This window comes from Paraburkholderia sp. BR13444 (genome assembly GCF_040948755.1).
GTDB classification, from domain to species: domain Bacteria; phylum Pseudomonadota; class Gammaproteobacteria; order Burkholderiales; family Burkholderiaceae; genus Paraburkholderia; species Paraburkholderia youngii.
This window is the reverse complement of sequence record NZ_JBFPKM010000002.1, coordinates 677306-698878: the sequence shown is the minus strand read 5'-3', so window position 1 is coordinate 698878 and position 21573 is coordinate 677306. Positions and strand designations below refer to the sequence as shown.

The 21573-nt window shown below is 63.3% G+C and carries 19 protein-coding genes; 7 read left to right on the top strand and 12 right to left on the bottom strand.

Features of this window, described 5'->3' with window-relative positions:
* Positions 1–58 precede the first annotated feature (58 nt).
* Positions 59–988, bottom strand: a complete 930-nt coding sequence (gene argF / locus AB3X95_RS07575; RefSeq protein ID WP_176365677.1) for an ornithine carbamoyltransferase — start codon at positions 986–988, stop codon at positions 59–61.
* 517 nt (positions 989–1505) lie between these two features.
* On the opposite strand from argF, the gene AB3X95_RS07570 reads away from it, so the two are divergent.
* Positions 1506–1853, top strand: a complete 348-nt coding sequence (locus tag AB3X95_RS07570; protein ID WP_013090354.1) for a DUF3579 domain-containing protein — start codon at positions 1506–1508, stop codon at positions 1851–1853.
* Positions 1854–2010: 157 nt separating this feature from the next.
* Here AB3X95_RS07570 and rpsT read toward each other — a convergent pair whose 3' ends face one another.
* A complete protein-coding gene (gene rpsT / locus AB3X95_RS07565) occupies positions 2011–2289 on the bottom strand; it encodes a 30S ribosomal protein S20 (protein WP_013090353.1) in 279 nt (92 codons plus the stop codon).
* 473 nt (positions 2290–2762) lie between these two features.
* Here rpsT and murJ point away from each other — a divergent pair, with 473 nt between their 5' ends.
* Both murJ and AB3X95_RS07555 read left to right on the top strand, forming a co-directional pair.
* Positions 2763–4313, top strand: coding sequence for a murein biosynthesis integral membrane protein MurJ (murJ, locus tag AB3X95_RS07560; protein WP_176121701.1), 1551 nt, complete (start codon positions 2763–2765; stop codon positions 4311–4313).
* Positions 4314–4318: 5 nt separating this feature from the next.
* Positions 4319–5161, top strand: coding sequence for a SirB1 family protein (locus AB3X95_RS07555; RefSeq protein ID WP_176110260.1), 843 nt, complete (start codon positions 4319–4321; stop codon positions 5159–5161).
* A gap of 84 nt (positions 5162–5245) precedes the next feature.
* On the opposite strand, the gene AB3X95_RS07550 is transcribed toward AB3X95_RS07555, so the two are convergent.
* The 5 genes from AB3X95_RS07550 to lpxK form a co-directional block, all read right to left on the bottom strand.
* Positions 5246–6004: a 3-hydroxyacyl-CoA dehydrogenase gene (locus tag AB3X95_RS07550; protein ID WP_176121700.1), complete on the bottom strand. Its 759-nt coding sequence runs from the start codon at positions 6002–6004 to the stop codon at positions 5246–5248.
* A 261-nt stretch (positions 6005–6265) separates the two neighbouring features.
* The gene (gene adk / locus AB3X95_RS07545) at positions 6266–6931 is read right to left on the bottom strand and encodes an adenylate kinase (RefSeq protein ID WP_176121699.1); all 666 of its coding nucleotides are present in this window, start codon (positions 6929–6931) and stop codon (positions 6266–6268) included.
* A gap of 210 nt (positions 6932–7141) precedes the next feature.
* The gene (gene kdsB, locus AB3X95_RS07540; RefSeq protein WP_368621009.1) at positions 7142–7936 is read right to left on the bottom strand and encodes a 3-deoxy-manno-octulosonate cytidylyltransferase; all 795 of its coding nucleotides are present in this window, start codon (positions 7934–7936) and stop codon (positions 7142–7144) included.
* A 188-nt stretch (positions 7937–8124) separates the two neighbouring features.
* On the bottom strand, positions 8125–8328 hold the full coding sequence (locus tag AB3X95_RS07535) for a Trm112 family protein (RefSeq protein WP_007180583.1): 204 nt from the start codon (positions 8326–8328) through the stop codon (positions 8125–8127).
* A complete protein-coding gene (lpxK, locus tag AB3X95_RS07530) occupies positions 8309–9325 on the bottom strand; it encodes a tetraacyldisaccharide 4'-kinase (RefSeq protein WP_176121697.1) in 1017 nt (338 codons plus the stop codon). The genes AB3X95_RS07535 and lpxK overlap by 20 nt, the downstream gene beginning before the upstream one ends.
* Positions 9326–9872: 547 nt before the next feature.
* Here lpxK and xseA point away from each other — a divergent pair.
* The 3 genes from xseA to AB3X95_RS07515 all read left to right on the top strand — a co-directional run bounded on the left by xseA (position 9873) and on the right by AB3X95_RS07515 (position 13143).
* Complete coding sequence (xseA, locus tag AB3X95_RS07525; protein WP_176121696.1) at positions 9873–11252, top strand: exodeoxyribonuclease VII large subunit; 1380 nt, start codon at positions 9873–9875, stop codon at positions 11250–11252.
* A 225-nt stretch (positions 11253–11477) separates the two neighbouring features.
* Positions 11478–12056: a superoxide dismutase [Fe] gene (gene sodB / locus AB3X95_RS07520; RefSeq protein ID WP_013090345.1), complete on the top strand. Its 579-nt coding sequence runs from the start codon at positions 11478–11480 to the stop codon at positions 12054–12056.
* A gap of 532 nt (positions 12057–12588) precedes the next feature.
* On the top strand, positions 12589–13143 hold the full coding sequence (locus AB3X95_RS07515; protein WP_176365682.1) for a glycine zipper family protein: 555 nt from the start codon (positions 12589–12591) through the stop codon (positions 13141–13143).
* 118 nt (positions 13144–13261) lie between these two features.
* Here the strand turns inward: AB3X95_RS07515 and AB3X95_RS07510 are convergent, their stop codons facing one another.
* Both AB3X95_RS07510 and clpP read right to left on the bottom strand, forming a co-directional pair.
* The gene (locus AB3X95_RS07510) at positions 13262–14809 is read right to left on the bottom strand and encodes an NYN domain-containing protein (RefSeq protein ID WP_368621008.1); all 1548 of its coding nucleotides are present in this window, start codon (positions 14807–14809) and stop codon (positions 13262–13264) included.
* Between the two features lie 164 nt (positions 14810–14973).
* The gene (gene clpP, locus AB3X95_RS07505; RefSeq protein ID WP_176105216.1) at positions 14974–15621 is read right to left on the bottom strand and encodes an ATP-dependent Clp endopeptidase proteolytic subunit ClpP; all 648 of its coding nucleotides are present in this window, start codon (positions 15619–15621) and stop codon (positions 14974–14976) included.
* 260 nt (positions 15622–15881) lie between these two features.
* Between clpP and AB3X95_RS07500 the strand changes: the two genes are divergently transcribed.
* Positions 15882–16937 carry a sigma-70 family RNA polymerase sigma factor gene (locus tag AB3X95_RS07500; protein ID WP_368621007.1) on the top strand — a complete coding sequence of 352 codons (1056 nt, stop codon included), beginning with the start codon at positions 15882–15884 and terminating at the stop codon, positions 16935–16937.
* Here AB3X95_RS07500 and AB3X95_RS07495 read toward each other — a convergent pair.
* The 3 genes from AB3X95_RS07495 to AB3X95_RS07485 all read right to left on the bottom strand — a co-directional run bounded on the left by AB3X95_RS07495 (position 16893) and on the right by AB3X95_RS07485 (position 21496).
* On the bottom strand, positions 16893–18167 hold the full coding sequence (locus AB3X95_RS07495; RefSeq protein ID WP_184226513.1) for an EAL domain-containing protein: 1275 nt from the start codon (positions 18165–18167) through the stop codon (positions 16893–16895). The genes AB3X95_RS07500 and AB3X95_RS07495 overlap by 45 nt on opposite strands.
* 320 nt (positions 18168–18487) lie before the next feature.
* Positions 18488–19873, bottom strand: coding sequence for a multidrug transporter subunit MdtD (mdtD, locus tag AB3X95_RS07490; protein WP_176121934.1), 1386 nt, complete (start codon positions 19871–19873; stop codon positions 18488–18490).
* 204 nt (positions 19874–20077) lie between these two features.
* A complete protein-coding gene (locus tag AB3X95_RS07485; protein ID WP_176121691.1) occupies positions 20078–21496 on the bottom strand; it encodes a PLP-dependent aminotransferase family protein in 1419 nt (472 codons plus the stop codon).
* Positions 21497–21573 lie beyond the last annotated feature (77 nt).

Genomic DNA, 21573 nt, shown 5'->3' with positions numbered 1-21573 from the left:
TCCTCCCGGCGCCTTTTTTGTAACGTGGTCCCGGCTGGTGCCCGGGCGAACGCCTCGCTCAATGATTGAGCTTGCCGAGCAGCAGGTATTCCATCAACGCTTTCTGCACGTGCAGACGGTTTTCCGCTTCATCCCACACGACGCTCTGCGGTCCGTCGATCACTTCCGCGCTGACTTCCTCGCCGCGATGCGCGGGCAGGCAGTGCATGAAGAGCGCATCGGGATTCGCGCGCGCCATCATGTCGGCGTCCACGCACCAGTCGGCGAAGGCCTTCTTGCGCGCTTCGTTTTCGGCCTCGAAGCCCATGCTGGTCCACACGTCGGTGGTGACGAGATCGGCGCCCGCGCAGGCTTCGTTGGGGTCGTCGAACTCCTCGTAAAACGGCACGCTTTCCGCCGAGACGAGCGCACGGTCGAGCTTGTAGCCGGGCGGCGTGGATAGGCGGAGTTTGAAGCCGAGGATCTGTGCGGCTTCGATCCATGTGTACAGCATGTTGTTCGCGTCGCCGACCCACGCGACCGTTTTGTCGCGGATCGGACCGCGATGCTCGAAGTACGTGAAGATGTCCGCGAGCACCTGGCACGGGTGATACTCGTTCGTGAGCCCGTTGATCACCGGCACGCGCGAATTTTCGGCGAAGCGCTGGATGATGTCCTGGCCGAACGTGCGGATCATGATGATGTCCACCATGCGCGAGATGACCTGGGCGGCGTCTTCGATCGGCTCGCCGCGGCCGAGCTGCGTGTCGCGCGTGCTCATGAACACCGCGTGGCCGCCCAGCTGGAAGATGCCGGCTTCGAACGACAGGCGCGTGCGCGTCGAATTCTTTTCGAAGATCATCGCCAGCGTGCGGTCGTGCAGCGGGTGATAGGTCTCGTAGTTCTTGAATTTGCGTTTCAGGATGCGCGCGCGTTCCAGCACGTACTCGTAGTCTTCCAGCGAGAAGTCCTTGAACTGCAGGTAGTGGCGAATTTTCTTGGCGGTCATGAAACAAATACGGCGGTCTCACCCGGCAGGGTTGCCGGACTGTGCCGCCGTGGGTTTGGTGGTAACTCAATCCAGCATAAAGGATTTCGCCCTGTTTGACGAGTCGGCTGGAAGGCTGTGAAAGAGATTAGAAAGCTGGTAGAAGGCCTCGTGTTGGGCTGCGCGGGGTCATCGGACGGTGCTTGTGTGCGCTGCGGAAAAGGGCCCGCTGCGCTATAATTTAAGGGTTATCCCATAGCCCAGCAGGCCGGCGTTTCGCATCAAGAAACGCGGCTGGCGCGGCGCGGAAAGTCTGTCACGGCGTGGCCGTCATGACAGGCGCCAGAGCGGTTCAGCCGGTTCGCCGCAGCGGTTCTCGTGGTGCGGCTCGTCATTGTTGCGTTAGCGCCAAGGTCCCACGCACGTCGCGGGTGGCTGCAAGCGCTTGCCGTGCATGCCGCTTGCGGTGAATTCGAGCGTGCAACCGGTGTCGTCGGTTGATCGTCATTCCGCTGGGCAGTCACACAGGTATTTCTACATGGCCGAAGCAGCTCCAATCGAATATTTCATTCAGGGCATTACATCGACCGGAAAAAGATTTCGGCCGAGCGACTGGTCGGAGCGGCTCGCGGGCGTCATGTCGTCGTTCGGGCCCGGCGTGAGGAAGGGGCCGAACGCCTATATGCAGTACTCGCTGTACGTGCGGCCGACCATGATCGGCGATCTCAAATGCGTGATTCTCGATTCGCGGCTGCGCGACATCGAGCCAATGGCCTTCGATTTCGTTCTGAACTTCGCGAAAGACAACGACCTCCTCGTCACCGAGGCATGCGAACTGGAACTCGAGCATGCGCCTGCGCCGCAAGCCAAACGGCATGCGATCTGACGCAAGCTGGCCGGATGGGCAAAAGCAAAAAAACAAAAACCCGCAAGCAGCGGGTTTTTTTGTGGCTGGTCATCCGGCCAAAACAAAAAAGCCCGCCAAAGCGGGCTTCTTGTGCAGCGGAAACAGGAGCTAGCCCGCCGAAGCGGGCCGACTGGAATTACTGCGCTGCGGGCGCTTGCAGACCCTTGATGGCTGCAGCGAGGCGGCTCTTGTGGCGAGCTGCCTTGTTCTTGTGAATGATGTTCTTGTCGGCGATGATGTCGATGGTCTTCGACGATGCCTTGAAGATTTCGGCGGCCTTAGCCTGGTCGCCTGCGTCGATTGCCTTGCGGACAGCCTTGATAGCCGTGCGGAACTTCGAGCGCAGTGCCGAGTTGTGCGAGTTTGCCTTCGCGGCCTGGCGGGCGCGCTTGCGTGCTTGTGCGGAGTTAGCCATGACGGTTCCTTATCCTGTTCCTGTTTCCAGTACCCGGCCTTCAACGATGAGGCGAGGTGCTGCTTCTCGATCCGAACCCTTGGAAGCGATTGCCCAAGGGCGCAAAAGTGTCGAAAAATCGATCGAACTACGCGAAAGCGGGCCCGTGTTTCCAGGCTTCCGGATGTATTGACAGGCGGGGCTGCGCCAACCTGAGAATCCCGTCCGAAGACCGTGCGAAAACTGAGCAAGCTTCGAAACCGACGATTATAGCAACAAAATCAGGCGCGTGACAACGGGAAACGCGCGACGGCGTCGCAATGACGGGAGTGGCGTCATGTTGACGCTGAAGTGCTGGCGCAGCACGGAAAGCCGCTGAAAATACAAAAATCGCACTTTCTAGCCGATTGCGGCGAACGTCCGCGCTGCAAATCGGTCCGAATCGCGTTCCGGCTCGTCGCCCGCATTAGCGGGACCCGTATAATAAGCGCCCCATGAATCTATTCCGAGCCCTGCTGACGGTCAGCGGCTTCACGCTGCTGTCGCGCGTGACCGGACTGGCCCGTGAAACGCTGATCGCCCGTGCGTTCGGCGCCAGTCAATACACCGACGCTTTCTACGTCGCCTTTCGCATTCCGAACCTGCTGCGCCGCATTTCCGCCGAAGGCGCGTTCTCGCAGGCCTTCGTGCCGATCCTCGCCGAGTTCAAGAACCAGCAAGGCCACGACGCCACCAAGGCGCTCGTCGACGCGACCTCGACCGTGCTCGCGTGGGCGCTCGCCGTGCTATCGGTGATCGGCGTGGTCGGCGCGTCGGGCGTCGTGTTCGTCGTCGCTTCGGGCCTCGCGCGCGAGGGCCACGCATACCAGCTCGCGGTCACGATGACGCGCATCATGTTCCCGTACATCATTTTCATTTCGCTGACGTCGCTGGCGTCGGGCGTGCTGAATACGTACCGGAACTTTTCGTTGCCCGCATTCGCGCCGGTACTGTTGAACGTTTCGTTCATCGTCTCTGCGCTGTTTCTCGCGCCGCGCCTGCAAACGCCGGTCTATGCGCTCGCGTGGGCGGTGATCATCGGCGGCGTGCTGCAATTCGCGGTGCAACTGCCGGGCCTCAAGAAGATCGACATGGTGCCGCGCATCGGCCTGAACCCGCTGCACGCGCTCGCGCATCGCGGCGTAAAACGGGTGCTCGCGAAGATGGTGCCGGCGATGTTCGCGGTGTCGGTTGCGCAGATCAGCCTGATCATCAACACCAACATCGCATCGCACATCGGCCCGGGCGCGGTGTCGTGGATCAACTACGCCGACCGGCTGATGGAGTTTCCAACCGCGCTGCTCGGCGTCGCGCTGGGCACGATCCTGCTGCCGAGCCTGTCGAAGGCGCATGTCGATGCCGATTCGCACGAGTATTCGTCGCTGCTCGACTGGGGGCTGCGCGTGACGTTCCTGCTCGCCGCACCAAGCGCGATCGCGCTGTTTTTTTTCGCCCAGCCGCTGACAGCGGTGCTGTTCAACTACGGCAAGTTCGACGGCACCGCGGTCGTGATGGTGAGCCGCGCGCTCGCCGCTTACGGCGTCGGCCTGATCGGCCTGATCCTGATCAAGATCCTCGCGCCGGGCTTCTACGCGAAGCAGGACATCAAGACGCCGGTGAAGATCGGCATCGGCGTGCTGGTCGTCACGCAGCTGTGCAACTACGCGTTCGTGCCGCTGTTCGCGCATGCGGGTCTCACGCTGAGCGTCGGGCTCGGCGCTTGCGTGAATGCGTTGCTGCTGTTCATCGGTCTGCGCAAACGCGGCATCTATACGCCGTCGAGCGGCTGGCTCAAGTTTTTCGTGCAGCTGCTCGGCGCGTGCCTCGTGCTTGCCGGCGTAATGCGCTGGCTTGCGATCAGCTTCGACTGGGTCGGCATGCATACCCAGCCGGTCAGCCGGATGGTGTTGCTCGGTGCGTGTCTCGTGCTGTTCGCCGCGCTATATTTCGGTATGCTTTGGCTGATGGGCTTCAAGTACGCGTATTTCAAAAGGCGAGTGAAGTGATCACCATGTCGCGGGTTCTCGATTATTTCAGTACGCTCGTCGCCGAAGACGAGAGCCTGCCGCTGACCGAGACGGCGCTCTCGCTGGCGCAGGACGCCTATCCTGACCTCGATCTGCAGTCGGTGCTCGCCGAGATCGACGAGCTGGTGCTGCGGCTGCGTCGCCGGATGCCAGACGACGCCGACATCCGTCAGAAGGTTGGCATCCTCAATCGGTTCTTCTTCCGTGAACTCGGTTTCGCGAGCAATCTGAACGATTACTACGACCCCGACAACAGTCATCTGAACGTCGTCCTCAAACGTCGCCGCGGCATCCCGATTTCACTCGCGGTGCTCTATCTGGAGATGGCCGAGCAATTCGGCGTTCCGGTGCGCGGGGTGTCGTTTCCGGGCCACTTCCTGCTGCGCGTGACGACGCCCGACGGCGACGTGATGCTCGATCCGACCACCGGTCATTCGCTGTCCGAAGCGCAGATGGTCGAGATGCTCGAACCGTACGTCGCGTCGGCTGGGGATTCGGTCGGCCGGGCGCTGCGCATGCTGCTGCAACCGGCCACGCGTCGCGAGATCGTCGCGCGGATGCTGCGCAACCTGAAGGCGATCTATCTGCAAACCGAGCGTTGGCAAAGACTGCTCGCGGTGCAACAGCGGCTCGTCATTCTGCTGCCGGACAATATCGAGGAAGTGCGCGATCGCGGTTTCGCATATGCGCGGCTCGACTATCTGCGGCCCGCGCTCGAGGACCTTGAAAGCTACCTCGGGGATCGCCCCGATGCGGAAGACGCCACCGTGGTCGAGTCGCAGCTGCATGAATTGCGGCAGCGCACGCGGCACGATGGCGGCGAATAGCGCCGCGAGCTTTCACGCTGCATAGAAGGCAAACGCCTGCACATGTCGTACATGTACAGGCGTTTTTTTATCGCCAGGCGCTCTTCACTTCGGCTGCATACGGATCGCGCCGTCCAGCCGAATCACCTCGCCGTTCAGCATCGGATTGTCAAAGATCTGCTTGGCGAGCATCGCGTATTCGGCCGGTTTGCCGAGGCGCGGGGGGAACGGCACCATCGCGCCGAGCGCGTCCTGCACTTCCTGCGGCATGCCGAGCAGCATCGGCGTTTCGAAGATGCCGGGGGCGATCGTCATCACGCGGATCGCGTTGCGCGACAGGTCGCGCGCGATCGGCAACGTCATGCCGACCACGCCACTCTTCGACGCGGAGTAGGCCGCCTGGCCGATCTGGCCGTCGAACGCGGCGACCGATGCGGTGTTGATGATCACGCCGCGCTCGCCGTTGGCGTTCGGCTCGTTCTTCGACATCTGCGCGGCGGCGAGCCGGATCATGTTGAACGTGCCGATCAGGTTGATCGAGATCGTGCGGGTGAAAAGATCGAGCGAATGGGGGCCATCCTTGCCGACGGTCTTCGCGGCCGGCGCGACGCCCGCGCAGTTGACGAGGCCGCGCAGCACGCCGAGCTTCGTCGCGGCTTCGACGGCTTGTTGCGCGTCCTCTTCCCGGCTCACGTCGCATTTGACGAATACGCCGCCGAGCTCCTTGGCGAGCGCCTCGCCCGCATCCAGATTCAGGTCGGCGAGCACGACCTTGCCGCCGTTCTCGACCAGCAGGCGCGCGGTGGCAGCGCCGAGCCCTGATGCACCGCCGGTGATCAGGAACACGTTGTCACGAATTTCCATGTCTTCTCCTTCGCTACGATTGTTCAGTGCAGTCTGGATCGAAGCATTTTTTCGACGATCGATTGTAGCGGCTGTGCTGCGCTGCGGAAAGCGACGTGGGTCGCGGACATGCGAGCGCTAGGGAAGACCAACTGGTTCTGCTGGACGCTCCGCACACAGCGCTTGCCGTTGCGGTTGGCGCGCTGAGCCAATAAAAAACCCGCCCAATGTGGGCGGGTTTTGGCCGAACGCAAACAGCGGAAATGTTTAGATCAATCCAGCTTACTTCAGCGCATCGAACGCACGGGCGCGAATTTCATCGACGCTGCCGAGGCCCGAAATGCGGCGATATTGGGGCGCCTTCACCGAACTCGACGCATCGCCGTTCTTCGCCCAGCTGTTGTAGTACTCGATCAGCGGCTTGGTTTGCGATTCGTACACTTCCAGACGCTTCTTGACCGTTTCTTCCTTGTCGTCGTCGCGCTGGATCAGCGGCTCGCCAGTCACGTCGTCGATGCCCTCGACCTTCGGCGGATTGAACGTCACGTGATACGTGCGGCCCGACGCGGGGTGCGAGCGGCGGCCGCTCATGCGCACGATGATCTCGTCGAACGGCACGTCGATCTCGAGCACGTAGTCGATCGCGACACCGGCCTGCTTCATTGCTTCGGCTTGCGGAATCGTGCGCGGGAAGCCGTCGAACAGATAGCCGTTCGCGCAGTCCGGCTGCTGCAGACGTTCCTTCACGAGGTTGATGATCAACTCATCCGTGACCAGCTCGCCGGCGTCCATGAAGCGCTTTGCTTCGAGGCCGAGCGGCGTACCAGCCTTGACGGCCGCGCGCAGCATGTCGCCGGTCGAAATTTGAGGGATGCCGAACTTTTCCTTGATGAAGTTGGCCTGAGTGCCTTTGCCAGCACCCGGTGCACCCAACAGGATCAAACGCATGGATATCTCCAGATCTATGTGAATTCTTTGTTTACGCAGCAGGCTTCCCGGCGATTCTCGCAGGCTCCGCATCGGCTACCGTTGACTAGCTCGCGCTGCACGTCGAAATGACGGCGCTGCAAGAACCGCACGGCGCGACCGGGATAACCCGAGTGTCGCCTGCGCTGGGAGGCGCGCATAACCGTTCGATTATGCCACGGCTTCCCGCGCTCAAGACCCGAATAAAGCCCGTACGCGCGCGAGATCGGCGGGGGTATCGACGCCCGGCAACGGCACGTCATGCGTGACAAGTACCGCGATGCGCTCGCCATGCCACATCGCGCGCAGCTGTTCGAGCGCTTCGACCTGTTCGATTGGCGAGATCGCGAGACTCGGGTACGTGCGCAGAAATTTCGCGCGATACGCGTACAGTCCGATGTGCCGGTATACGGCGGTGGGTCCGGGCGGCGCCGGCATCGACGCGACGTTGGGCCAGTGCGGCTGCCATGCGTCGCGCGCCCACGGGATCGGCGCGCGCGAGAAATACAGCGCGACGCCGCGCGCATCGGGCACGACCTTGACGACGTTCGGATTGAAAATTTCGGCGGGATCGGTGATCGGATGGGCGGCCGTCGCGATCGCGCAGTCGCTCGTCGTTGCGAGATGCGCGGCGACGCCGCGCACCAGCGCTGGGTCGATCAGCGGCTCGTCGCCCTGCACGTTGACGATGATCGTGTCGTCGCTCCACCCGAAGCGCGTCGCCACTTCCGCGAGACGGTCGGTGCCCGACGGATGGTCGGCGCGCGTGAGGACCGCGTCGAAGCCGTGGTCGTGCGCCGCGTCGAGCACTTCCTGCGCGTCCGACGCGACCAGCACCTGCTGCGCGCCCGATTCGCGCGCGCGCTCGGCGACGCGCACGACCATCGGTTTGCCGCCAATGTCCGCGAGCGGCTTGTTGGGCAGACGCGTCGACGCCAGACGGGCCGGCACGACGGCGATAAACGGATGAGGGGTGGTGTGGATCATCGGATCGGGAACGGTCGGCAATCAGGCCGAAGGAAGAGGCTGCGCGCGCGACGCGCACGCAGAGTCGGACGTAAGCCGGAGCGGCAAAAACGGCTACGGATCGATCGTGGAGCACATACGGGCGGGCGTTGGCGTTGACGAACCTGTGCCCCTTGACTCGCGCGCGAGCGAGACGACGCGGCGCAGGGTCAGGCGACCGAGCCGGGATTCAGATCGACCGGCGTGCCTTCGACGGTCTGCCGCGCTTCGTCGACGAGCATCACGGGAATGCCGTCGCGGATCGGATAGGCGAGCTTGTCCGCGTTGCAGATCAGTTCCTGCGCGGCGCGGTCGTAGCTGAGCGGGCCCTTGCAGATCGGGCAAACGAGGATTTCAAGCAGGCGAGCGTCCACGGACTTTCTCCACAACTAATGCAGTGAGGCGGTGATCAAGCGCGGCTTCGACCGGGACTACCCAGATGCGCGCGTCGTGCCAGGCCCCCAATTTTACCGCATCCTTTTCGGTAATCAGGATCGCGTCGGCGTCGACGTCGGTGAACGGATTGCGCTCGAACGCGTAGTGATCGGGCAGTGCGCGCGTCGTGGGCGCGATGCCGGCCGCGCGCACTGTCGCGAAGAAGCGTTCCGGCGCGCCGATGCCGGCCGCGGCCAGCACACGTTGACCGGCGAATTGCGCGAGCGGGCGGCGCAGCGCGGGATTGTCGAGATGCCACGCGTCGGCGGGCGCGAGCTGCAGTGCGAACGTGTTCGGCCACGCGGGCAGCGTGCGCGCGTACGGATCATTGATCAGCGTCGCGTCGCGGCGGCGCGACAACGGCTCGCGCAGTGGCCCGGCCGGCAGCAGGAAGCCGTTGCCGCCGAGCCGGTGATCGAACACGACGAGTTCGACGTCGCGCGCGAGTCGATAGTGCTGCAAGCCGTCGTCGCTGACGATCACGTCGACGTCGCGATGCGCAGCGCACAGCGCCTGCGCGGCGGCGACGCGATCGGGACAGACCCATACGGGTGCGCCGGTGCGGCGCGCGATCAGCAACGGTTCGTCCCCGCCGACGCGCGCCGAAGAACCGGGCGTGACCTGGGTCGGCGTGCTCACGCGCGCGCCGTAGCCGCGCGACACGATGCCAGGCGTGAAGCCCGCGGTGCGCAACGCTTCGACGAGCGCGATGACGGTCGGCGTCTTGCCGGTGCCCCCCACCGTCACGTTGCCGACCACCACCACCGGCACGCCGACGCGCACCGACTTCAGCCAGCCTTGCGAAAACGCGGCGCGGCGCGCGGCCGCGACCGCGCCGAACACGCAGGCAAGCGGCGTCAGCGCCCACGCGAGCGGGCCGCGTTGCTGCCATTCGCGCGCGAGGCGCGCTGCGAGACGGTCGCTGAGTTCGCTCATGGGCGGGTTGCGGGCAAGGACTGCGTGCCGTGCGCACTACGCGGGGTCAACTTCAACGCGGTTCTCCGGGCAATCGAATGCGAATACGGTCGAAAAATCAGGTGCAAACCGCGCGGCGAAAGGGCTCGTGCTGATTGGCCTCAGGCCGGCAAGCTCCCTGGCTCGCTGCGCGATCGGCATGCCGTCGAGCCCGCAACTCTAGCGCGCGGGCGTCCCGGCCGGCAAGTCGCGCAGGGCTCGACGGACGCTGGTCTATGCTATGTGCGGTCGCCCACAGTCTGTGGATAACTTTGTGGAGAACCTGCCATCCGATCGTCCGGGAGGGCCATTCCGTGCGCTTTGGATCGAAGTGCTCGCTCTCTATTGAGATGCAAACGCCATATAAATCAAGGGTCTGCCAGGAATCTATTGGCGTTGGCGGGCGTTCTGGCGGAATTCGTCAGGCGGTTCCCGCCATGTGGACACTTTTAACAATCCTGCGATTCCGGCTGGACGCCGCTCGTCGCTCGGTCTATCGTCTGTCCGGCCAGCGCTATTTATTCCTCGCATGAACCCCGAAAATCCTTTTGCTTCGGCGGCCACACCAGGCGGTGAGGTCGTCGTTCCCGTCTCCGCGCTCAATCGCGCGATCGGCATGATGCTCGAACGCTCGTTTCCACTCGTATGGGTCGCGGGCGAAGTGTCGAACTTCACGCGCGCTGCGAGTGGTCACTGGTATTTCTCGATCAAGGACGCACAGGCGCAGATGCGCTGTGTGATGTTCCGCGGTCGCGCGCAGTACGCCGAATTCATGCCGCGCGAAGGCGATCGCATCGAAGTGCGCGCCCTCGTGACGATGTACGAACCGCGCGGCGAATTGCAACTGAATGTCGAAGCGGTGCGCCGCACCGGTCAGGGGCGTCTGTACGAAGCATTCCTGCGGTTGAAGGCGCAACTCGAAGCCGAAGGGTTGTTCGCCGTCGAGCGCAAACGCGCACTGCCGACGCATCCTCGCGCGATCGGTATCGTCACGTCGTTGCAGGCGGCCGCATTGCGCGACGTGCTGACGACGCTGTCGCGCCGCGCGCCGCATATTCCGGTGATCGTTTATCCGGCGCCGGTGCAGGGTTCGGGTGTCAGCGCGAAACTGGCGGCGATGGTCGAGACGGCTGGCGCGCGCCGCGAGGTCGACGTGCTGATCGTGTGTCGCGGCGGCGGCTCGATCGAAGATCTGTGGGCCTTCAACGAAGAAGTGCTCGCGCGCGCGATTGCGGAAAGCGTGATACCGGTGGTGAGCGGCGTCGGCCACGAGACCGATTTCACGATTGCCGATTTCGCCGCCGACGTACGTGCGCCGACGCCAACCGGTGCCGCCGAACTCGTGAGTCCGCAGCGCGTCTTGCTGTTGCGCGAACTCGATCATCGGCACGCGACGCTTGCGCGTGCGTTCGGCCGCATGATGGAGCGGCGCGCGCAGCAGCTCGACTGGCTGGCGCGCCGGCTCGTCTCGCCGGCCGAGCGGCTCGCGCGGCAGCGTACGCATTTGCAGCAATTGCGCGTGCGGCTCGCGTCGGCGGGCGCGCGGCCGGTGCGGGACGCTCGAGCGCGCTTCTCGCTGCTGCAGATGCGCTGGCAACGCTGGCGTCCGGATCTCGCGGCCGAGCGCACGCGCGTCGACACGCTGGCGCAGCGCCTGAATGCGGCGCTGTCGCGCCAGCATGAACGTCAGGTCGCGCGTATCGATATGCTCCTCGCGCGACTCGAAGTGCTGAGTCCACAGCGCACGCTCGAGCGCGGTTATGCGGCCGTGCTCGACGCGCAAAGCGGTCGGGCGATTCGCACGCCGTCGTCGCTGAAACCCGGACGTCGTTTGACGATGCATCTCGCCGAAGGCTCGGCCGACGTCGCGCTCGCCGACGTGCAGGCGCGTCTGACCGAGGGCTTCTGACGTTTTGCCGGTGGGCGCGTTGCGCCCATCTGCTGTCATGTCCTGCCTGCCGACGACCCGGGCACGCGCCATGCGCACCCTTGCGAAGGGCCTTGCGCACGGCGTGTTCGACATGCCGGACATAAAGGCCGGTCGTTTGCGGGGTTATTCCAACTCGCCTACAATCGAGTGCTCGATAGCGTCATCCGCAGACTCCCCACAACAGATACAGAGAAGGAAAGCACCATGGAACATACGCTCCCGCCGCTGCCGTTTGCGAAAAACGCGCTCGCTCCGCACATGTCGGAAGAGACGCTCGAGTTTCACTATGGCAAGCATCACCAGACCTATGTGACCAACCTGAACAATCTGATCAAGGGCACGGAGTTCGAGAACCTGTCGCTGGAAGAGATCGTCAAGAAGTCGTCGGGCGGTATCTTCAACAATTCGGCTCAGGTGTGGAATCACACGTTCTTCTGGAACAGCCTGTCGCCGCAAGGTGGCGGCGCACCGACCGGCGCGCTCGCTGACGCGATCAACGCGAAGTGGGGTTCGTTCGACAAGTTCAAGGAAGAGTTTGCGAAGACCGCGGTCGGCACGTTCGGCTCGGGCTGGGCATGGCTCGTGAAGAAGGCCGATGGTTCGCTCGACCTCGTGTCGACGAGCAACGCCGCCACGCCGCTCACCACCGACGCCAAGGCTCTGCTGACGATCGACGTCTGGGAGCACGCTTACTACATCGACTATCGCAATGCGCGTCCGAAGTTCGTCGAAGCGTACTGGAACATCGTCAACTGGGACTTCGCGGCGAAGAACTTCGCTTGAGATTACCGGTTGCAGCTCGTCGTCTGATGTCGTGATCCTTGCGGTCGCGATTGAAGATGGTGGGTAGAGACGAAAGCCCTCCATCGCGAGGGCTTTTTCTTTTTCTGAGGCGATTGGAACGGGCGGGATCGCTTCTGAAAGAAGTTTGTCACAGTTGGTAACTGCGATTTCGCGGGGCGCTAAGTGGACCTCGGCCGCCGCCCGTCGGCTTCGCCGAGCTGGCGGGGGCGCCGCAGGCAATGCAAGCCGCTGCGGCGGCGACAATGAGCCGGGTGATTGAGGCGGCCAACGCGCGGTCGATTGGCTTGGGCGGCGGGGATCGTTTGACGCGAGTGTGGGCGGCGTTCGTTGTGAATTGATTGCCCGCCCATTTACAAGCATCACTTGATATGTAACGTACCCAACTCCGCGACGACGCGCAGCCGGGTCGAGGCCAACCGGCCGTGCAAAAAACTTTCTGTAACTGAGCCGTAACCACGGAATTTTGCGATTAGCCTAACGTTTGAATTCCAATCCTCCGAAGTGCACCACCATGATTTCCAGCAATAAAACGATCGGCCTGGCGATTCCCGCCGCAGTCATCGCGCTCGCGTTAGGCGGTTGCGCAGTGGCGCCACCGAGCGGCCCGAGCATAGCCGCGATGCCGCGCGCCGGCGAGCCGCTCAGCCAGTTCCAACAGAATGACTACGCGTGCCGCGACTACGCGAATCAAACGACGAATCCGTCCGGCGCTGCGCAGGCTGCCACCACGAACAGTGTGAACAGCGCGGCGTTCGGCACGCTCGGCGGTGCGGCGGTCGGCGCGCTGCTCGGCGCCGCGGCGGGCAACGCCGGCGCGGGCGCGGCGATCGGGGCGGGCAGCGGCCTGCTGATAGGCGGCGCGAACGGTGCGAATGGCGCCCAGTACTCGGCGGCCGGCATGCAGGCCCGCTATGACACCGCCTACGCCCAGTGCATGACATCGAAGGGCGAGACGATCGCTCAGCCGCAGCCTTACTATTCGACGCAGCCGGTGTATGTCGCGCCCCGTCCTTACTACTACGCACCGCCTCCGCCCGTCATGTATGCGCCTTATCCGGCTTACTGAGCGGTGATAGTGGGGCGGCGGGCTTGCTCGTCTTGCATTGTCGGCCGGTACCGGGTTTCAATGCGTAGCCCGGTTGGGCGGTAGCTTGTAGCGACGATCGTCAAATCCGCGCCGCTACTTACTCCGTGCTGTCCGTCGACGCCGCTTTGCGCGGACGACGACTGCGAGACGCCGTTTTACGGGCCGCCTTCCTGGCGGCCTCAGATCCTTCTTCCGAATCGACTGCTGGAGCAGGGGCCTCGGCCGGCGCCGCGATCTCAGGGACTTCCTCGATGGTGCGCGGCGTACTTTTCTTCACTTTCTTCGCGGCGGTTTTGCGGGATGCGCGCTTTTTGGCGCTTTCACGCTGTGCGAGTTGGTCGCTGTCGGCGGTCTGCTCGATTTCTTGACCGAAGACGACTTGTTCAGCGGCTGTATCCGCTGCCGCTTTTACAGCGCGAGCTTCGGTCTCTTCAGCTATCGGTTTAACGACGAACTCATCTGGGAGCGGCGCGTGTTCACGCGGATCCTGCCGCTGGAGCTGCTCGGCGGGCTGCGCCTGTTCGGTGAGAGCCGGAGCGCCAGCCGCAGGTTCTTCATCAGTCGTCTCGTGGTGACCGCGCTTGCCGTGCGCGGCCTCCTGACCTCGCCCCGCCTTGCGGTTGCCGCGGTCCTTGCGACGCGACTTGTGCTTGCCGCCCGACTCGGACGCGGCCGCTTGCGCGGCCTGCGCTTGATACGAATGTTCCGCCGCCTGTTCAGCGGATGCCGCCTCAGCCGACCCCGTTTCGGCAGACTCCGCCGCGGTTTCGCCGATAGTTTCACCGGCTGCTTCGCTCGCGACGTTCACAGCCGTGCTTCGATAAACGTACGCGCCTGATTTTTCATCGCGGCCGAATTCGAGCAGCCCGCGCGCCTGCGCCTCTTCCAGCAGATTGCCGAAAGCGCGAAACCCGTAATACGTTTCGTTGAAGTCCGGTTTGCGCCGTTTGATCGCGTTCTTCAGCACGGACGCCCAGATCTTGCCGCTGTCGCCACGTTCGGAAGCGAGTGCGTCGAACGTCTGCACCGCAATTTCAACGGCCTTGCTGCGACGCTTCTCCAGATCTTCCTTCGGCGGGGCTTTCTCTTCATCAGCCGCACGTTTGGCTGCCTGCTGCGCGCTCTGCTGCTGGCGCGACGATTCGCGCCTCGCGACTGCGCGCTGACTTTCGCGTACGAGATCGTCGTAAAAGAAGAACTCGTCGCAGTTCGCAATCAGCAAATCCGAGGTGGACTGCTGCACACCGACGCCGATGACCTGTTTGGCGTTCTCGCGCAGCTTCGACACGAGCGGCGAAAAATCCGAATCACCACTGATGATGACGAACGTATTGACGTGCGATTTCGTATAACAGAGATCGAGCGCATCGACGACAAGCCGAATGTCGGCGGAATTCTTGCCCGATTGGCGCACATGGGGAATCTCGATCAACTCAAAATTGGCCTCGTGCATGGCCCCTTTGAAACTCTTGTAGCGATCCCAGTCGCAATACGCCTTCTTGACGACGATGCTACCCTTCAGCAGCAGGCGCTCGAGTACAAGCTTGATATCGAACTTGTCGTATTTCGCATCGCGCACGCCAAGCGCGACATTCTCGAAGTCGCAGAACAGCGCCATGCTGACGTTTTCGTTGGATGACGCCATGTGTATCTCCATTGAAGCGGTCGTCGAAGTCGACGAATCGCGACATGATAGCGATTCCAGCGAAGGTGAGCAGCTTTTGTGGTGCGCTCGCACCGATAGGTGGATGGGAATTTGCAGCAAGCGGTTTGTCCGGCGGCCCAGCGAGCGGCTCCATGTCAGTTCCGTTACAGGGTGTCGCGACGACCTGCGTTGTTCCACGTCGCGCGAGCTTCCAGCACGTCATCGATCAATCCGTATTCCCGCGCTTCGAGCGCCGACATGAAGTTGTCGCGGTCGGTATCGCGCGCGATATCTTCGATGCTGCGTCCGGTGCGCTCGGCCATCATCGCATTGAGACGCGCTCGCACATACAGCACCTCCTTCGCCTGGATTTCGATGTCCGCCGCGGTGCCCTGACCACCGCCGGAAGGCTGGTGAATCATAATGCGGGCATTGGGTAGCGCATACCGTTTGCCGCGTTGACCCGCGGTGAGCAGAAAGGTGCCCATGCTCGCGGCAAAGCCCGTGCACAAGGTCGAGACCTCCGGCTTGATGAACTGCATGGTGTCGTAAATCGCGAGGCCGTCATACACCGAGCCGCCGGGCGAGTTGATGTAAAAGGAAATATCCTTGTCGGGGTTCTCCGATTCGAGAAACAGCAATTGTGCGACGATCAGACTGGCTGACTGCTCGTTCACGGGCCCGACAAGAAACACGATGCGCTCGCGCAGCAGGCGGGAGTAGATGTCATAGGCGCGCTCGCCCCGGCCGGATTGTTCGATCACCGTGGGCACGAGGCCCAGGGCGGAGACAGACGGGTAACTGGAAGGCATGGGTTCCTCGTTCAGGATGGATGGCACGGGCATTCGGGGATGCGCAGGCGGCCTCGGGGCAGCAGCCGCGTGGCATGCGCCGGTTCTTGCTCATTTGACGAAGCAGCGGCCCGAGTTGTGACAGAAAATTTTTTGCGCCGAGCTGTCACATCACCCGTTGCCCATGCGTCAAGCTCAGGAATACCGAACACGACGCGCGCCTGACCCATGCCACTGGTGTACAGCCGCTTTTTCACGACGCAACATCTGGAGGTCTACGCATGACGGAACAGGGAATCGACAAGGCATCCAGTTTCGAGGCCGCGCGCGCCCGTCTGCTGGCGCTCGCATATCGGATGCTTGGCAGTCGTGCGGAGGCCGAAGACGTGGTGCAGGACGTCTGGCTCAAATGGCATCTGGCCGATACGCAGGCGGTGCAAACGCCGGTCGCGTGGCTCACCACGCTCATCACCCGCACGGCGATCGACCGTCTGCGGCACGCGCAGCGCGAGCGCGCGTCGCAGGCTAGCGGCTGGTTGCCGGAGCCGTGGCTCGACGAGCTCGCACCATCGGCGGAGGAGTTGGCATTGCGTGCGGCCGATATGTCATATGGCGTGATGTTGCTGCTCGAACATCTGAAGCCAGACGAACGCGCGGCGTTCGTCCTGCATGAAGCGTTCGAGTGCGGTTATGCCGAAATCGCGTCGATTCTCGAGCGCACACCGGCCTCTTGCCGGCAAATGGTTCATCGCGCCAAGGAGCGTCTGAAACGGGCGGGCGCGCCGTTGGAGCGGCCCGATCCAGCGGTGCATGGGCGAATCGTCGAGCGATTGCGCGCGGCGCTCGAAGCGCAAGACCGGGCAGGCTTGCTGCAGCTTTTCAACGACGCGCCGCAACTGATCAGCGACGTACCTCTGTACGCTACGCCCACTCCATTCCCTACGGCCAACCTGGCCCTTCGGGCACAAGGGCCAACACCTGGAGCCGAAGCGCAGCGCGCCGGCGAACCGGGCTCAGGTCCGAAGTGGATCGCTGTGGTTACATCGCTCGCGCAACAGGCGAGCTATACCGAGGTGGTGTCGATGGCGGGTGCCGTGTGTATCGCACTGTTCTGCGACGGCGATATCGTCGGGCTAATCGACGTGGTGACGGACGGCGCAACGGACCTTTCGGCGAGAATCGTCTCGCTGCGCATCGTGGCCAGCGCCGCGCATTTGCGGGCGGCCAACCGAATGCTGGGCCGTGAGGCGGTCAAGGAACTGCTTGCCCGCATCAAGGGCCATCCGGAGGTGTCAGCTGCGGTGAGCCGCGACTTCCCAGTTGATGTCGACGCATAGCACCTGCGTACCATGCGAGTTATGCGCGGCAATCGAGGCCGTGACGCACAGATGCGCTTCGTTGATCGACAGATACGGCGGTGTTAGATGAACCCGCCCCGGTTGACGCATCGCCTGAATGAAGTACGGGCGGCGCTCCCAACTGGCGCCTTCGGAATGCAGCAGCGGGCTGAAGCGCTTTGCGCGTTGCGATGTGCGGCCCGGCGGCAGCACGTTGTCGCCGATCTGCCGGCCCGATCCGTCCAGGACAAAGCAGCGCGCCGTTTCTCCCAGCGCGAGCAGAGGTGCGGTCGCCTGCGTGATCGATTCCCCGGCAATCAACTGAGCTGCGGCAGCCTCGAGCGCGGTGACATACGGCGCGAGCCGCGCGGATTGCGCTTTCTCTCTAGCGGCAACGCGTTCGCGCAGCGAAGCGGAAAGCGAATCCATCAGGCTAGCGGCAACCTGCGGCTTGACGGGTTCGACGCTCGGGCCCGCGAAAAATGCGCCCTGGACGAAGTCCACATTGCATTCGAGCGCGATCAGCGCGTCACGCTCGGTGCTCAGACCGCCCATCAGCACCAGTTGCCCGGATTCGTGCAACAGGGAGACGAGGCCCGGCAACACGCGTTCGATGTGCGAGTGTTCACTCGCTTGCGCGAGGATGCAGCGGTCGAGCGTCACGATGTCCGGCCGCAGATTCCACACGCGGTCGATGTTCGAATGCTTGGCGCCAAAGCCGTCGAGCGCGATCAGAAAACCGGACTTGCGCAGCGAATCGATGATTTCGGCGAAGCGCGTGGTTTCGCCGCCGGCCTGTTCGGACACTTCGAGCACCACGCGTTGCGGCGGCAGGCCGAGCGTCTTCAGGCTGGCAAGCAGCGCGTCGCCGTAGCTGGTGTCCATCAGCGCGGCCGGATGCAGGCTGAGGAAGAGCCATTCGTCGTGGCTGTCGAACGCGTTGAAGTTGCCGAGGTGCAGCGATTCGGCCAGCCGTCCGAGTTCCAGCAGGTCGCCGCGTCGCGCGGCCTGCGTAAAGACTTCGTGCGAGGGCACTTGCTGCTCATGCTCGTCGTGCACGCGCAGCGACGCGTGATACCCGATCGCGCGCCGGTGCGAGACCGAGAAGACCGGTTGAAACACGCTGAAAACGGTGTAGCCGCCATACAGAACGGTACGGCGGGAGCCTTCGTCGCCGGCCATCGGGCGTGGTGGCTGGAAGCCGGGATGTTCGAGTTCGATCATGCTCATCATGTCGGTCGTGTGGAAACGGCGGCGCTTGCGGGGCTCGGCAGGAGTTCGCACGCGCAGACTAAGAGTTTACAGGATAGTCGAGCAAGAACTATGCGCGTGTACCAACAATGCTCGAGCGCCCACCAGCAATGCTCCGAGGAAAACGTGCCGCGCCCGCGCCGCTACGAAGGCGACGACACGCACTTCGCTGGTGCGGCACGCGCCCTGTTGCGGGTCGCTGACGCTGTTCAAGGATGCTGCGTGCGGGCCGCGCGGAGCGATGCCAGGAAATCCGTTTGTGAGCGCGCGAGGATGCGACGTCGTGGAGCGCGCGGCTTTCAGGTTCGCTCTGAAGGATCGGTCTTCGTCGCTGGCGTGCGGATCTCCGGCGACAACTGCGCAAAGATCCATGACGAACATGCGGTAATCACGCCGACACACAGGAACGTTGCATGAAACGCCGGCAGCGAATTCGCGGCGGTCACACGCTGCATGATGCCGGTAAAGGTCGTCAGCAACGCACCGGCCACGGTCACGCCGAGACTCATCGAAAGCATCTGCACGAGCGAAAACAGGCTATTGCCGCTGCTCGCGCCGCCGGTGCCCAGGTCCTTCAGCGTCAACGTGTTCATCGCGGTGAACTGCATCGAGTTCACGCCGCCAAAGATCGCCAGTTGCACGAGCCGCAGCCACAGCGGCTGATTCGTGCTCGTGAGCGCGAAACTCGCCATCATCAGACCCACCAGAATCGTGTTCGCCATCAGCACGCGCCGGTAGCTGTACTTCTGAATCAGCGTCGTCACGAGACGCTTCGTTGCCATGCCCGCGGCCGCCACGGGCAGCATCATCAGCCCGGCTTCGAATGCGCTATAGCCGAGGCTCACCTGCAACAGCAGAGGAATCAGGTAGGGCATCGAGCCGCTGCCGATCCGCGCGAACAGATTGCCGAGCAGCCCGACGCTAAACGTGTGAATCTTGAACAGATCGAGCGGAAAGATCGGCACGGGCTCGCGCACCGCGTGCAGACCATAGGCAACGAAGCACGCCATGCTCAGAATCAGCAGCACCAGCACCGTCGCATGTTGAATGCCGAACTCGGTGCGGCCATCAAGCGCGAACGAAAGTGCCACCATGCCCACCACCAGCAGCAGGTAGCCGCCGAGGTCGAATTTGCCAGTGTGTTCGTTGCGGCTATCCGGCATGAAAATAAACGTGGCAATGCAGCCCACGATGCCTACCGGCACGTTGATCAGAAAGATCCAGTGCCACGACGCGATTTTGACGAGCCAGCCGCCGAGCGTCGGTCCGATCAACGGTCCGATCAGGCCCGGGATCGCCACGAAGGCCAACGCCGGCAGATAGCGCTCCGCCGGAAAGGTACGCAGCACCGCGAGCCGCCCAACCGGCAGCAGCATCGCGCCGCCCACGCCTTGCAGAATGCGGAACAGCACCAGTTGGTTCAGCGTGCGCGCGTTCGCGCACAGCAGCGAGCCCACCGCGAACACGAGGATCGCACTGAAGAACACGCGCCGCGTGCCGAGTCTGTCGGCGAGCCAGCCGGACACGGGGATCATCACCGCCATTGTCAGCGAGTAGGCAATCACCACCGATTGCATGCGCAGCGGCAACTCGCCGAGGCTTGTCGCCATCGCGGGGAGTGCGGTGTTGACGATCGTCGAATCGAGCGTCTGCATGAAGAAGCCGGTGGCGACCAGCCACAGCATCACCGTCAGTGCGCGGGGCGACGGGCCAGAGGGGAGGTTGGGAGCGAGGGCGGGCGGAGTCGGCGTCGTAGACATATGAAGCGGCTGGGCGCGCTCGGTCGGGCTGGGACTCGCTATTCTAGGGAAAAGCGAGTCCTGACGCAGCGAGCGGCGAAGTCTTGCGCAGGTGTCGGCGCTGCGTCTCGGCGGCGCTCTGCGCCGTGTTCACACATCAGCCGGCAACTGCGCCGCCGCCTGAAAAAACGCCTGCGCCCGTGGCTCGTTGCCAAACGCCACATGAATCCTGATCCACGGGCTCGCCTCCCGATTCGGCCTGAAGTGTTGTCCAGGCAGCACCGTCACACCGAGCGGCACACCGCATTCAACGAGCCGCTCGGCGTCCGCGACATGGGGCACGCGCGCCCACACGAACTTGCCGCCCGCTGGTTCTTCGAAAATTTCCCAGCCGGAATCTTCGAGTGTCTGGACGGTCGAGCCGAGCGCGCCGCGCATCTGGCGGCGCAGTCGCTCCAGATATTTGCGATATGCGCCGCGCTCCAGCATCGACACCGCCACCGCTTCGGCAAACCGCGAGCCGCCGATGCTCGTCAGCATCTTGATATCGACCAGATCCTTGATGATCGCGTGACTCGCAACCACGCAGCCGATCCGTAGCGACGACGACAGCGTCTTCGACAGTCCGCCGATGTAGATCACCTGTTCGAGTTGGTCGAGGGTCGCGAGGCGATCGGTGAGCTCGGTCTGAAAATCCGCGTAGATATCGTCCTCGATGATCTGGAAGCCATGCTCACGCGCCAGTTGCAGCAAACGGAACGCGACCTGCGGTGCGACCGTGGTGCCGGTCGGATTGTGGAACACGGTGTTGATGAGCAGCAATCTGGGCCGGTGCAGCTTCAGTTGCGCCTGCATCGCATCGAGGTCGGGACCGCTGCCGGTGCGCGGAATGCCGATCAGCTTCATGCCGTGCAGTCGCAACAGGCCGTAGAGGTTGTAGTAACCGGGGTCCTCGACAAAGATCGTGTCGCCAGGCTTCAGCATGTAGCGCACGAGCAGATCGAACGCCTGGCTCGCGCCATTGGTGATCAGAATCTGCGACGCGTCCGCCTGGATGCCCAACTGGCCAATACGGCCGCGCAACTGTTCGCGCAAGACGGGATTGCCGAGCGGCGTCGCGTATTCGACCATGCTCGCCGGATCGGTTCGCGACACGTGGCGAATCGCCTGCGCAATGCCATCGATGTCGCGCCAGCTTTCGGGAATGAAGCCGGTGCTGAGCTTCAGCGTCTCGCCCGGAAAGTTGAATTGCTCGAGCAAATGGTCCGACTCGACATCGGCGCGGCGCGGGTCCGACGTGCCTTGGCAACGCATGTCCGTCGGCTGGCGATCGGCGACGTAAAAGCCGGAGCCGTGGCGCGAGTCGACATAGCCGAGCGACACCAGCCGGTCGTATGCCTCGATCACCGGGAAGCGGCTCACGCCGAAGTCGGCGGCGAACTGGCGGATCGACGGCAGCTTCGAGCCAGGATGCGCATTGCGCGAACGGATCCACGCCGAAACGCCCGTGACGATCTGCTCGGTAAGCGGTACGCCGTTGTCCCGATCGAGCTGGATTTCGAGTTTCATACGCTTGCCTTTTGCTGCCGGCCCGCGAGCGCGCAAGCTCGTAACCTGCGTCGGGCGAGCCATGCCAACTGTTCGGT

What these genes read in the sequence shown, in the direction of transcription:
- mdtD (WP_176121934.1), bottom strand. Translation starts at nt 19,873, where the DNA reads ATGCTGTGGCTGGTCGCCACCGGCTTCTTCATGCAGACGCTCGATTCG.
- AB3X95_RS07485 (WP_176121691.1), bottom strand. Translation starts at nt 21,496, where the DNA reads ATGAAACTCGAAATCCAGCTCGATCGGGACAACGGCGTACCGCTTACC.
- AB3X95_RS07550 (WP_176121700.1), bottom strand. Translation starts at nt 6,004, where the DNA reads ATGGAAATTCGTGACAACGTGTTCCTGATCACCGGCGGTGCATCAGGG.
- clpP (WP_176105216.1), bottom strand. Translation starts at nt 15,621, where the DNA reads ATGCCTTCCAGTTACCCGTCTGTCTCCGCCCTGGGCCTCGTGCCCACG.
- xseA (WP_176121696.1), top strand. Translation starts at nt 9,873, where the DNA reads ATGAACCCCGAAAATCCTTTTGCTTCGGCGGCCACACCAGGCGGTGAG.
- AB3X95_RS07510 (WP_368621008.1), bottom strand. Translation starts at nt 14,809, where the DNA reads ATGGCGTCATCCAACGAAAACGTCAGCATGGCGCTGTTCTGCGACTTC.
- kdsB (WP_368621009.1), bottom strand. Translation starts at nt 7,936, where the DNA reads ATGATCCACACCACCCCTCATCCGTTTATCGCCGTCGTGCCGGCCCGT.
- AB3X95_RS07495 (WP_184226513.1), bottom strand. Translation starts at nt 18,167, where the DNA reads ATGAGCATGATCGAACTCGAACATCCCGGCTTCCAGCCACCACGCCCG.
- AB3X95_RS07515 (WP_176365682.1), top strand. Translation starts at nt 12,589, where the DNA reads ATGATTTCCAGCAATAAAACGATCGGCCTGGCGATTCCCGCCGCAGTC.
- argF (WP_176365677.1), bottom strand. Translation starts at nt 988, where the DNA reads ATGACCGCCAAGAAAATTCGCCACTACCTGCAGTTCAAGGACTTCTCG.
- rpsT (WP_013090353.1), bottom strand. Translation starts at nt 2,289, where the DNA reads ATGGCTAACTCCGCACAAGCACGCAAGCGCGCCCGCCAGGCCGCGAAG.
- murJ (WP_176121701.1), top strand. Translation starts at nt 2,763, where the DNA reads ATGAATCTATTCCGAGCCCTGCTGACGGTCAGCGGCTTCACGCTGCTG.
- lpxK (WP_176121697.1), bottom strand. Translation starts at nt 9,325, where the DNA reads ATGAGCGAACTCAGCGACCGTCTCGCAGCGCGCCTCGCGCGCGAATGG.
- AB3X95_RS07555 (WP_176110260.1), top strand. Translation starts at nt 4,319, where the DNA reads ATGTCGCGGGTTCTCGATTATTTCAGTACGCTCGTCGCCGAAGACGAG.
- AB3X95_RS07500 (WP_368621007.1), top strand. Translation starts at nt 15,882, where the DNA reads ATGACGGAACAGGGAATCGACAAGGCATCCAGTTTCGAGGCCGCGCGC.
- sodB (WP_013090345.1), top strand. Translation starts at nt 11,478, where the DNA reads ATGGAACATACGCTCCCGCCGCTGCCGTTTGCGAAAAACGCGCTCGCT.
- adk (WP_176121699.1), bottom strand. Translation starts at nt 6,931, where the DNA reads ATGCGTTTGATCCTGTTGGGTGCACCGGGTGCTGGCAAAGGCACTCAG.
- AB3X95_RS07570 (WP_013090354.1), top strand. Translation starts at nt 1,506, where the DNA reads ATGGCCGAAGCAGCTCCAATCGAATATTTCATTCAGGGCATTACATCG.